Source organism: Achromobacter sp. Marseille-Q0513, assembly GCF_018195695.1.
Classification (GTDB): domain Bacteria; phylum Pseudomonadota; class Gammaproteobacteria; order Burkholderiales; family Burkholderiaceae_B; genus Achromobacter.
The window spans coordinates 1-2,614 of sequence record NZ_JAGTJY010000330.1 but is presented as its reverse complement, the minus strand read 5'-3'; the positions used below and the strand labels follow the sequence as shown (position 1 = coordinate 2,614).

The following is a 2,614-nucleotide window of genomic DNA, read 5'->3' as shown; positions in this document are numbered from 1 at the left end:
CTGTCCGCCGCCTCCACCGGCGCCGGCCTGCCGCCGCAAACCTCGCATTCGGGAGCCTGAGATGGGCATCGACCTCGCATTGATCTGGGCCGTGATCATCCTGTTCGGCATCATGATGTACGTCATCATGGACGGCTTCGACCTGGGCATCGGCATACTCTTCCCGCTGGTGTCCGACGCCGAGGAGCGCGACGTCATGGTCAACACCGTGGCGCCCGTGTGGGACGGCAACGAGACCTGGCTGGTACTGGGCGGCGCCGGCCTGATGGCCGCTTTTCCGCTGGCCTATTCCGTCATCCTGCACGCGCTGCACCTGCCGCTGGTGTTCATGCTGCTGGGCCTGATCTTCCGTGGCGTGGCCTTCGAGTTCCGCTTCAAGGCCGACGAGCGCCACCGCCCGCTGTGGGACCGCGCCTTCGTGCTGGGCTCGGTCTGCGCCACCTTCTTCCAGGGCGTGGCGCTGGGCGCCTACATCGAAGGCATCCCGGTCGTCGGCCGCGTCTACCAGGGCGGTCCCTGGGACTGGATCAGCCCCTTCTCGCTGTTCACCGGCGCGGGCCTGGTGGCCGCCTATGCGCTGCTGGGCTGCACCTGGCTGATCATGAAGACCGAGGGCGTGTTGCAACGCCGCATGTGCCGCGCCGCGAAGCCGCTGACGCTGGCGCTGCTGGCCGTGATCGCCGCGCTCAGCCTGTGGACGCCGCTGGCGCAGCCGCAGATCGCGCAGCGCTGGTTCAGCCTGCCCAATATGTTCTGGTTCCTGCCCGTGCCGCTGCTGGTGGCGGCGGCCGGCTTCGACCTGATCCGCCGCGTGCAGGGCGCGCCCGCCGCCGGTCCCTTCCTGCTGGCGCTGGGGCTGGTGTTCCTGGGCTACAGCGGCCTGGGCATCAGCATCTGGCCGGCCATCATTCCGCCGGACGTCTCGATCTGGACGGCGGCCGCGCCGCCGCAGAGCCTGGGCTTCGCGCTGGTGGGCGCGCTGGCCATCATCCCGGTCATCCTGATGTACACGGCCTGGTCCTACTACGTGTTCCGCGGCAAGGTGCGCGCGGGCGAGGGGTATCACTGATGCCATCCCGATCCAACACCCGCGCCGCTCCGGCGCTCCCCTCCTGGCGCAGCCGGCTGCTGTGGCTGGCGCTGATCTGGGCCGGCAGCGTCGCCGCGCTGGGCGTGGCGGCCTGGTCCATGCGCCTGGTCATGCGCGCCATCGGCATGTCCCACTGATCCCATTCCCTCTCCTTGCAGGCCGCCCGCGCGGAACCGCCATGAAACGCTATGAGAAGTTGACCGAGGAAATCACCGGCTCGATCCTGTCGGGCCTGCTGCAGGCCGGCGACCGGCTGCCCTCGGTGCGCCAGACCAGCGCCAGCCGCGGCGTCAGCCCGTCGACGGTATTCAAGGCCTACTATCTGCTGGAGGCGCGCGGCCTGATCCGCGCGCGCGACCGTTCCGGCTACTACGTGCTGCGCGCGCCGCAGGCCACGCTGCCGGAACTGGAGGCCGTCTCCAGCGCCGACGCCGGCCGCCATCCGGTGGACGTCAGCGACAAGGTGCTGCAGGTGCTCAACGCCACCCTGCGGCGCGACATGCTGCCCTTCGGCTCGGCCTTTCCCAATCCCTCGCTGCTGCCCTACGGCCGGCTGGCCAAGTTCATGGCGTCGACGGTGCAGAAGCTCGACCCCTGGGGCTCGATCGATGACCTCAGCCCCGGCGACGCCGCGCTGCGCCGCGCCATCGCGCTGCGCTACCTGGCCGACGGCCTGACGGTGCCGGTGGATGACATCATCATCACCAACGGCGCGCTGGACGCGCTCAACCTGTGCCTGAGCGCGGTGACGCGGCCGGGCGACGCGGTGATCGTGGAATCGCCGACCTTCTACGCGGCGCTGCAATCGCTGGAACGCAACCAGCTGCACGCCATCGAGGTGGCCACCCATCCGCGCGAAGGCATCGACCTGGACGCGCTGGCCCAGGCCATCGTGCGCCACAAGCCGCGCGCCTGCTGGCTGATGACCACTTTCCAGAACCCGCTGGGCAGCCTGATGCCCGACGCCAAGAAGGAAGCGCTGGTCAAGCTGCTGACGCGCCACGGCGTGGCGCTGATCGAGGACGACGTCTACGGCGAGCTCTATTTCGGCGACAAGCGCCCGCGCCCGGCCAAGGCCTTCGACCGCGAGGGCATCGTGATGCACTGTTCCTCGTTCTCGAAGACGCTGGCGCCGGGCTACCGGGTCGGCTGGGTGGCCGGCGGCCGCTACACGCGCCGCATCATGCGCAACAAGCTCACCACCAGCCTGGCCACCGCCGCGCCCACCCAGGCCGCCATCGCCGCCTACCTGGAGAAAGGCGGCTTCGACCGCCACCTGCGCCAGTTCCGCCAGCAGCTGGCCCTGCAACAGGGCGAGATGCTGCAGGCCGTGGCGCGGCATTTCCCCAAGGGCACCCGCGCCACGCGGCCGCAGGGCGGCTACTTCATCTGGGTCGAGCTGCCCGAGCGGATCGACACGCTGCAACTGCACCGCGCCGCGCTGGGCCACGGCATCAGCATCGCGCCCGGTCCGCTGTTCTCGGCCACCGGCGGCTTCGGCAACTTCCTGCGGCTGAACTACGG

3 protein-coding genes are annotated in these 2,614 nt (G+C 69.9%); all 3 read left to right on the top strand.

Features of this window, described 5'->3' with window-relative positions; all coding sequences use genetic code 11:
- Positions 1-61: 61 nt before the first annotated feature.
- Entirely contained in the window at positions 62-1,069 is a 1,008-nt protein-coding gene (gene cydB / locus KDH83_RS30270; protein ID WP_212322642.1) for a cytochrome d ubiquinol oxidase subunit II, read from the top strand.
- The gene (locus KDH83_RS30265; protein ID WP_212322639.1) at positions 1,069-1,227 is read left to right on the top strand and encodes a DUF2474 domain-containing protein; all 159 of its coding nucleotides are present in this window, start codon (positions 1,069-1,071) and stop codon (positions 1,225-1,227) included. Before cydB ends, KDH83_RS30265 begins: the two co-directional genes overlap by 1 nt.
- A 41-nt stretch (positions 1,228-1,268) precedes the next feature.
- The coding region (locus KDH83_RS30260; protein WP_212322637.1) for a PLP-dependent aminotransferase family protein at positions 1,269-2,614 on the top strand (1,346 nt) is incomplete at its 3' end.

What these genes read in the sequence shown, in the direction of transcription:
- cydB (WP_212322642.1), top strand. Translation starts at nt 62, where the DNA reads ATGGGCATCGACCTCGCATTGATCTGGGCCGTGATCATCCTGTTCGGC.
- KDH83_RS30265 (WP_212322639.1), top strand. Translation starts at nt 1,069, where the DNA reads ATGCCATCCCGATCCAACACCCGCGCCGCTCCGGCGCTCCCCTCCTGG.